Source organism: Caballeronia sp. (assembly GCF_028292365.1).
In the GTDB taxonomy this organism is placed as follows: Bacteria; Pseudomonadota; Gammaproteobacteria; order Burkholderiales; family Burkholderiaceae; genus Caballeronia.
The window spans coordinates 1-7,180 of the sequence record NZ_JAQGMM010000161.1; the positions used below are offsets into that span (position 1 = coordinate 1).

A 7,180-nucleotide genomic window follows, 5' to 3' on the forward strand; every position below is an offset into this window, starting at 1 on the left:
ACCAGGTCGTGGTGAATCACGGAACAATTCCAATGGATGATTTGTATTTTGAACTGAAGCCGATGTCGAGCAACCTCGGCGCCCTCGACTATGATGATCTTATTGGTGGGACGAAACAGTCACGCAAATCCAATCCAGAAGGAGCGTTCCAGCTTTTCCGTATCGGCGATGCGGTGTCGGCACGCAACACCCATGCGGCAATCTACGATGCGCTCCGTCTGGTCAAGGATCTGTAGCTGAGGCGACAGTTTTGTTAAAGCTCGCATGGGCTTTTATAGTGATTTGGATAACTAATAATAATGGTTATCGTGGTGCCGTCCATAAGCTTCCGGGCGCGTCAATCTATTATGCAAACGCTTCAAAATGCGACTAGACGGTCCGCGTTAAATCGGCGTTTTTGATACCTTGACATATGGTTCCACGTGGGACTAATCTGAAATTATCGGTGGTCGGACAGTAAGTCGAAATTGGATGGACGTAACCATGGATCGTGACGCGCGCCTTTCCGGCCGGACCCTGCAACGTCCTCGCGACGGCCGCGAGTATCGGGATGATCAGGCGGTCATGGGTCACCAGATCGCGCCTGTCGACCGGTCGCTGATTGAAAAGTATGAGGGCATCGACCGGCGCTCGCTTCGCGCTTATCGTCTCGAGAGAATTCGCGCGCAACTGAGGTCGCATGATTACGGCGGAATCCTGTTGGCGGATCCGCTGAACATCCGCTACGCGACTGACACGAACAATCTCGGACTCTGGGTCATGCATTCGCCGAGTCGTTATGTCTATATCGCTACAGACGGACCGGTCGTCCTGTTTGACTTCGCTAGCAGCCAACACAACAGCGAGGGCATTGAGACCATCGACGAGATACGTCCGGCCATTCCGTGGCTGTACTTTCTTGCGGGTCCGAGAGTCGAAGAAAAAGCTACGTTATGGGCCAGGGAAGTGGCCGACCTCGTTTCCACCTACGGCGCAGGTAATCGCCGCTTAGCGGTTGATCGCTGCGATCCCTGGGGTGCAGAGCGCCTGAAGGCGCATGGCATCGAATTGTTCGACGCGCAGCCGCTTACCGAACAAGCGCGACTGATCAAGTCGCCGGAGGAGATCGCGCAGCACGAGGTGTCCATGGCCGTGTGCGATCTGGGTATATCGCGCATGGTCGAGTCGCTTCATGCCGGTGTGACCGAGAACCAGCTATGGAGCATCCTGCATGAGACAAACATCGCGCACGGCGGGGAGTGGGCCGAAAGCCGGCTGCTGAATTCCGGCCCGCGCACCAACCCGTGGTTCCAGGATGCGACGAACCGGGTGATCGAGGCGGGCGACATGGTTTGTTTCGACACAGATATGGTCGGGCCAGGCGGCTACCTGTCCGATATTTCCCGAAGTTTCGTTTGTCCGGGTCTCGCGATGTCAGCAAACCAGGGAAATCTCCTGGGCTTCGCGGAAGACCAGATCATGCACAACGTGGGTCTGCTTCGCGCGGGACTTTCGTTTCGCGAATTCGCCGAACAATGCTGGCCGGTTCCGCAACGGTACGTGCACAACCGATACATGATGATGCTTCACGGTGTCGGGCTGGTGGATGAATATCCGAGCGTCGCCTATGCCGTCGACTTCGATGCCTGGGGATACGACGGAACCTTCCAGGAAAACATGGTCGTCTCGGTGGAGAGTTACATCGGGGAGCAGGGCGGTAAAGAGGGTGTCAAGCTTGAGGAGCAAGTGCTGATAACCGCGAACGGTTCAGTCGTCCTTTCGCAAAGTCCGCTGCTCGGTCGCACATACTCATCATGACCGAAGCCCTTCCTCGCGTGATTGATGCCGACGCGGTGCTGGCGCGGGTTTCCCCAATTGCACTAATCGACGCAATGGAAAGGAAGCATCTGGAGGGATACGAAACCGTTGGGCGACTTCATACGTCGAGCTTGAGGGACGACCGGCCCAGTGCCGAGTTGCTCGTCTGGGTGGGGGCACGGACGGACGGATCAATGGCGGCAAAACTCGTTTCGATCTCCCCCGACAACGGTCAATTGAACGAGCCTTCGCCCACGTACCATTCGGCGATTGCACTGGTCGACCGGCTGGATGGGCGCTTCAGGTCTTTCATAGTGGGAGAAAGCTTTACCCGATGCAAGACTGCGGCTGATTCGGCGCTCGCGGCGCGGTACCTTGCTCCGGTTAACCCGAAGAAACTGATCGTGCTTGGCGCTGGCGCTCAGGCCAGGACTCATCTGACCTACCTGCACGCGGTTTGCCCGACCATCGAACGGATTGACGTGTGGAACCGGAACCGAAATCGCGCAGAGCAGTTGATAGCGGAGCGTTTTCTGCCCGTCAATTTTCATGTGTCGAATGATCTGGAGGCAAGTGTTGCGGACGCTGACATCGTGGTGTGCCTGACGTCATCGTCTACACCTGTGCTCGATGGCAAGTGGCTGAAGCCTGGGTGCCATGTCGATCTTGTCGGCGGCTTCACCCCGGACATGCGCGAGGCAAACGACGCCGCCATTCTTCGGTCGAGTATTTTTGTAGATCATCTGGGGCTCACGGCTGAGCATTGCGGCGACATTGTTCAACCGCTGAAGAATGGAACCATCGCCCTGTCGGACATACGGGGAGATCTCTTTGGCTTGTGCAGGAAGGAGGTTCCCGGGCGACGCGACCCGCAGGAAATTACCCTGTTCAAAAATGGTGGCGGCGGCCATCTGGATCTGATGGTGGCGGAATGGTTGTCCGACTCTTTTCATTGAGGGTTGGAAGCGCGCGACCTGCTGCAGGTCCAGATGCGGTCTGTTTATGATTTTGCCTGGTTGCCGAATTCAAGGATAAGTAGTTATGGTTAGTACAGTTGAGGATAGTCGGGAAACAGAACTGAAGGCTTCCGATAGCGCCGTTAATACACAAGACGTGTTCGCCGCGGTCGTCACGAATGGACCGATCAGCGACGCATGGCGCTTCACTCTCTGGTCGAACTACTACACCGAGCCATGCTTTTCAGCGATGAGTCGTGACTTCGACGTCGGCCGTGACGAGTTCAACGTACTGAGTTGCCTGAGTTCCTATGGTCCGATGGCTGCCAAGACAATTTGCGACGTGACCGGCCGTCCAAAAAACAGCATCAGCCGTGCGGTAACGCGACTAAGCGAAAGGAAGATGATCCGGCGCAAGATCAATCCGCTTGACCGGCGTGAGAGCTCGCTTATGTTGAACGAAAGCGGGCGGAAGCTCTACGAACGTGTGGTACCCGTTGCTATCGAGCGGCAATCGACCATGCTGAGCGGGTTGAGCTCATCGGAGCGCGCCTTGCTCGATCAAGTGCTGAACAAGCTGATGCAGTTTCGCCATGAGTGGTGAAGGCGTTGAGCGAAGGGCTGCTAAGCCCGTGAAGAGCCACGAACAGTTAATTCAATTTGTGCACTACATGGTGCGAAAGCATCACTTGAGGTCTGCTTTTTGGCTTAGTCAAATCAAGTGGATCAAATCGACTGGACACGCAGTAATGTAAGCCCCATGCGACCGAGACCGGTTTCGCACGAAGTTCACGGAGTGAGTTCCATGAATAGTATTGCTTCTCCCTTTCTAGAGTCCGGGCCAGTTGCCTCGCAGCGCGCGGGGTCAACGGGCGAGCCGATACTTTGCGTTGAATCGGTGAGCAAGACATACGGCACGCACAGGGTCCTTGCGAACATCAGCTTTCAGATGCGAGTCGGAGAGGTCATCGCGATCATAGGCCCCAGCGGTTCCGGAAAAAGCACGTTGCTTCGGTGTATCAATCAACTCGAGCCACCGAACGAAGGCAAAGTGACAATCGGAGGCGTAACGATCGACGCTGGAAGCCCACCCTCCAGGCGGAACCTCGTCGCATTGCGCCGGAAGATCGGCATGGTTTTCCAGTCCTTCAACCTGTTTCCCCACCTCTCCGTGCTGCGCAACGTCAGTCTTGCGCAGGAGCGCACCATGGGGCGCTCCAGAAAAGAGGCGGACGCAAGATCGATGGACCTTCTCGCACGCGTTGGCCTGGCAGACAAAGCGAGCCAGTATCCCGCGCGGTGTTCCGGCGGGCAGCAGCAACGGATCGCCATTGCGCGTGCGTTGGCTCTTGAGCCGGAAATCATGTTGTTCGACGAACCCACTTCCGCACTGGATCCGGAGTTGGGTCTCGAAGTGCTGGCGGTCATGAAGGAGCTTGCCGTATCGGGCATGACGATGATCGTCGTTACCCATGAGATGCATTTTGCAGAGAACGTTTCGGATCGTGTGATCCTGATGGCTGAAGGTCACATACTCGAGGAAGGACCCAGCGCCGAAATCATGCGTGCTCCGAAGACCGAACGCGCGGCCAAGTTCCTTAGCGCAGTGAGGGACCGGTAATGATCATGGATCTCACAGCAATCCTGAAGGGCGTGCCGTGGACAATTGCGCTCACCCTGGCGTCGTTCATTCTGGGCGCGGTACTCGGATTGCCGCTTTGCGCAATGCGCCTTTCGAGTATCGGCTGGTTGCGACTCACGTCGACGGCGATTGTGGTGTCCTGCCGGTCAATTCCACCCATCGTCTGGCTCTTCTTTGTGTTCTTTGGCATTGGCAACGGTCTCATAGCCATGAGCCCGTTTACTGCGGCCGTGGTGGGCCTCGGCCTGGTGACCGCCGCCAATATGTCCGAAATCTATCGAGGTGCGTTGACCGCTATTCACCCGGGACAGTTCGAAGCGGCGAAGGTGTTGAACCTGACGCGGAGCCAGCAGTTTCGTGACGTCGTTTTGCCGCAGTTGACGAGGATCGCATTACCGTCCGGCGCTACGTATCTTATCGGCCTGCTTAAGGACTCTGCCGTCGCGTCGACCATTGGCGTGACCGATCTGGCCTATCAGTCGTATCACATTTCTCAACAGACCTTTCGCGGGCTGAGCGTCTACGCGGCCGCGGCGCTTCTTTACATACTCCTGAGCTTGCCGATCGCGTGGCTATCGCGCTGGGCTGACGTTCAATTGCGTTCGAGGGTATCGAGATAATGGAGCTTCTTAACCTCTGGAAGGGCTGGCTGCCGGAGCTCATCGACGGTTATGGCCTCTCGCTCGAAGTCACCGCTCTGAGCCTCGCGATAGGCATTCCGTTAGGGCTCGTACTCGCGCTTGCGGTGCCGGCCAAGTCGAAGGCGATCAGGTTTACCGCGTTGACGTTCGTTGAAATCGGAAGAGGCGCGCCGGTTCTTATCCTGCTCCAGTTTGTTTATTTCGGCTTGCCGACGGCGGGCCTTACGTTGTCATCGTTTGCATCGGCGGTGGTTGCGCTGGCGTGCTGCACCGGCGCCTATACAAGCGAGATCATCCGGGCGGGATTCGAGGCCGTCCCGTATGGGCAAAAAGAGGCAGCGTTAGTGATCGGACTCAACGGCCTTGACGCACTGCGCTTTGTGATCGTTCCCCAGGGCCTGAGGGTTGCGTTGCCCGCGCTACTCGGGTTTTCGATAATGATGCTTCAGGCAACGTCCCTTTGCTTCACGATCGCGCTTCCCGAGCTGGTCAGCCGGGCGTCGAACATCGGCTCAACGACCTTTGAATATATGCCGGTACTGATCCTTGCCGGCTTGATGTTCGCTGTCATCTGCATTCCCGCAACGCTGTTTGTTTCCGTACTTGAACGAAGATTGGGACGTCATGCCGTTCGATAGATCCGCTCGGTCTTTGCCGCTTAGCTGCCTGTGAATATCCCTCCACTGAAGCCACGATAGGAAAACGACATGAAAACATCCGAGAAGTTCTTCAGGAGACTGTGCGCCGGCCTCCTTTTGTCCTGCGTCACCTATTCTGCCTTCGCGGATCAGTGCAAGCCCGCCCATACGTTTCCGACCATTACGTCCGGCACTTTATCGGTTGCAGCATGGGTATTTCCTCCGTATTCGATTCCGGCGGGCAGCGCGGATATTGGTGGCGTTGACGGAGATATCGTCAAGCTCATCGCGGCGAAGGAATGCCTGAAGCTCTCTATCAGCACGGTGGATCCGGCAGCCGTCATCCAGTCGGTCGTGTCGGGGAAAGCGGACATAGGAATGGGTGACTGGTACCGGACGGCTGATCGCGCGAAGGTCCTGGGGCTTAGCGGGCCAATGTACCTCGATCAGATGGGCGTCATCTCCAAGGAGGGTATCGACACCATTGCCGGTTTGCAGGGCAAACGCGTAGGATCGGTTCAGGGTTATCTTTGGACGGGCGACCTCCAGAAGGTACTCGGAAGTTCGTTGACCCTCTATCCCAATCCGGTCGCCATGGCTCAGGATCTGGCGGCTGGCCGGATTGACGTGGGGACGGACAGCTTCGCCGTTGCGCAATACGACCAGAAGAAGGGCGGCTATCCTTCGATAAAGATCATGCCAGTGAAGCCGGACCCCAGGGTCCCGGCATCGGTTCAGCCGGGCCAGACCGCATTTCCGTACACGAAGTCGAATCAGGCACTCGGTGATGCCTTGAGCGCGGACATCGCCGATCTGCACAAATCTGGCGATATCGCGCGGATCCTGAAGGCGCACGGTCTGGAGCCCTCAGCCGCCGATGTTGGCCAGCCGCGACTGGTTCAGTAGCCCACGTCTCGCATTGAGGAGAGGCAATGATCAACTCAGGCATGCGAGTCACGTTGGGTCCTGATGTGAAGGGCTCGCATTTTCTCGATGCGATGGCCCTTCAATGGCAGCCATCGGATGCGCCGGGATTCGATATTGTGACGTTGTTCGAGAATCCTTCCACTGGCGAGTCCACCGCCTTGATGCGAGTTAAACCCGGCGCAAGGACGGATTCGCACAGTCATGATTTGTTCGAGGAGATCTATGTCCTCGACGGTGAATTCTCGGATGAAGAGCGTACTTACTTGCGTGGGCAGTATTGTGTGCGTTCGCCAGGAACGCTGCATACAGCGGCGTCCGAGAAGGGATGCATAGTTATGCTGATCTATCGGAATACAGGGGCGGCGTTGCCGTAATCATGCAGATATCGGACGCATCCATGACCCATCTTGGCGTAATCGGAACGGGACAATTCGCTTCATATTTTATTGCGGCGCTCCGTCGAGGCGGCTACGACGGTAAGGTCTTGCTCTCACCGCGCAATGCCGAGATCGCCAGCACGCTGGCGCGAAATCAGCACTGCGTGGTGGCTGAGTCTGCCGAAGAGGTGTTGGCGGGCGC

At 57.0% G+C, this 7,180-nt stretch carries 9 protein-coding genes and 1 pseudogene; all 10 read left to right on the forward strand.

Features of this window, described 5'->3' with window-relative positions:
- Window positions 1-236, forward strand: a pseudogene (locus tag JWR14_RS09880) (N-methylproline demethylase); the annotation flags it as partial.
- A 235-nt stretch (window positions 237-471) separates the two neighbouring features.
- Complete coding sequence (locus JWR14_RS09885; RefSeq protein WP_299705236.1) at window positions 472-1,797, forward strand: Xaa-Pro peptidase family protein; 1,326 nt, start codon at window positions 472-474, stop codon at window positions 1,795-1,797.
- On the forward strand, window positions 1,794-2,753 hold the full coding sequence (locus JWR14_RS09890; protein WP_299705239.1) for an ornithine cyclodeaminase: 960 nt from the start codon (window positions 1,794-1,796) through the stop codon (window positions 2,751-2,753). Before JWR14_RS09885 ends, JWR14_RS09890 begins: the two co-directional genes overlap by 4 nt.
- A gap of 85 nt (window positions 2,754-2,838) precedes the next feature.
- Entirely contained in the window at window positions 2,839-3,357 is a 519-nt protein-coding gene (locus tag JWR14_RS09895) for a MarR family winged helix-turn-helix transcriptional regulator (RefSeq protein WP_299705242.1), read from the forward strand.
- A 201-nt stretch (window positions 3,358-3,558) separates the two neighbouring features.
- Window positions 3,559-4,374, forward strand: coding sequence for an amino acid ABC transporter ATP-binding protein (locus JWR14_RS09900; RefSeq protein ID WP_299705245.1), 816 nt, complete (start codon window positions 3,559-3,561; stop codon window positions 4,372-4,374).
- Window positions 4,375-4,379: 5 nt separating this feature from the next.
- A complete protein-coding gene (locus JWR14_RS09905; RefSeq protein ID WP_299705248.1) occupies window positions 4,380-5,015 on the forward strand; it encodes an amino acid ABC transporter permease in 636 nt (211 codons plus the stop codon).
- Complete coding sequence (locus JWR14_RS09910; protein ID WP_299705251.1) at window positions 5,015-5,674, forward strand: amino acid ABC transporter permease; 660 nt, start codon at window positions 5,015-5,017, stop codon at window positions 5,672-5,674. The genes JWR14_RS09905 and JWR14_RS09910 overlap by 1 nt, the downstream gene beginning before the upstream one ends.
- A gap of 69 nt (window positions 5,675-5,743) precedes the next feature.
- Window positions 5,744-6,580: a transporter substrate-binding domain-containing protein gene (locus JWR14_RS09915; RefSeq protein ID WP_299705254.1), complete on the forward strand. Its 837-nt coding sequence runs from the start codon at window positions 5,744-5,746 to the stop codon at window positions 6,578-6,580.
- A gap of 26 nt (window positions 6,581-6,606) precedes the next feature.
- Window positions 6,607-6,975, forward strand: a complete 369-nt coding sequence (locus tag JWR14_RS09920) for a cupin domain-containing protein (protein ID WP_299705257.1) — start codon at window positions 6,607-6,609, stop codon at window positions 6,973-6,975.
- Window positions 6,976-6,998: 23 nt separating this feature from the next.
- Window positions 6,999-7,180 (forward strand): hypothetical protein (locus tag JWR14_RS09925; RefSeq protein ID WP_299705260.1); only part of this gene is annotated, 182 nt, incomplete at its 3' end.

Bases quoted from the DNA above. Each gene is read 5' to 3' on its own strand.
- JWR14_RS09905 (WP_299705248.1), top strand. From the start codon at position 4,380: ATGGATCTCACAGCAATCCTGAAGGGCGTGCCGTGGACAATTGCGCTC.
- JWR14_RS09890 (WP_299705239.1), top strand. From the start codon at position 1,794: ATGACCGAAGCCCTTCCTCGCGTGATTGATGCCGACGCGGTGCTGGCG.
- JWR14_RS09900 (WP_299705245.1), top strand. From the start codon at position 3,559: ATGAATAGTATTGCTTCTCCCTTTCTAGAGTCCGGGCCAGTTGCCTCG.
- JWR14_RS09885 (WP_299705236.1), top strand. From the start codon at position 472: ATGGACGTAACCATGGATCGTGACGCGCGCCTTTCCGGCCGGACCCTG.
- JWR14_RS09910 (WP_299705251.1), top strand. From the start codon at position 5,015: ATGGAGCTTCTTAACCTCTGGAAGGGCTGGCTGCCGGAGCTCATCGAC.
- JWR14_RS09895 (WP_299705242.1), top strand. From the start codon at position 2,839: ATGGTTAGTACAGTTGAGGATAGTCGGGAAACAGAACTGAAGGCTTCC.
- JWR14_RS09920 (WP_299705257.1), top strand. From the start codon at position 6,607: ATGATCAACTCAGGCATGCGAGTCACGTTGGGTCCTGATGTGAAGGGC.
- JWR14_RS09915 (WP_299705254.1), top strand. From the start codon at position 5,744: ATGAAAACATCCGAGAAGTTCTTCAGGAGACTGTGCGCCGGCCTCCTT.